The 500-nt window shown below is 58.4% G+C and carries 1 protein-coding gene; it reads right to left on the bottom strand.

Going from position 1 to position 500, the window contains the following annotated elements; genetic code table 11:
• Positions 1–405, bottom strand: a 405-nt coding sequence (locus CSQ89_RS21915) for an IS30 family transposase (protein ID WP_158229101.1), incomplete at its 3' end; no start/stop codon positions are given.
• Between the last annotated feature and the right edge of the window lie 95 nt (positions 406–500).

The raw sequence follows: 500 nt of genomic DNA, 5'->3' as shown, positions 1-500 counted from the left end.
GTGCACAAAGGCCTTCAGCGGGCTTAGCAGGTGTATCACACCAACCGCCACCTTATCCGCCTCCTTGCTGGGTATCCACCGCTGCAGCGACAGACCCGACAGCCGTTCATTCAGCGTGATCAGCGCGCCTTTATGTTGGCCGCCAATGACGAGATCCAACACCCAGTCGCCGATACGCCCTCTTTCTTCAACGATTCCAGGTCGTTCCGTAATATCGCGGCGGCCCACGATCTTCCCGCGAGTGTCCTTGGTATGTCGCCGCCGATAGGGTTTACCATGCCGCAAATGCTGAAATAGTACGCCGCCAGCGCGCTTATCTCTGGCAATCCAGTGGTAGATAGAGACATGGCTCAGCTGGGCTTTGCCGCCCTGTTCGTAAATACCCGGCGGGCAGCATCTACCCACGGAAGGCGCTTCTGGTTTATGGCGTGCGCCGTGCTTCGATGAAACGATGGAGCAGTTCGTAGGCCACGCGCCACTGATGCCCATCAACCCGCAGT

Origin of the sequence: Chitinimonas sp. BJB300 (assembly GCF_002735695.1) — a bacterium.
GTDB lineage: Bacteria > Pseudomonadota > Gammaproteobacteria > Burkholderiales > Chitinimonadaceae > Chitinimonas.
This window is presented reverse-complemented; position numbering and strand designations above follow the sequence as displayed.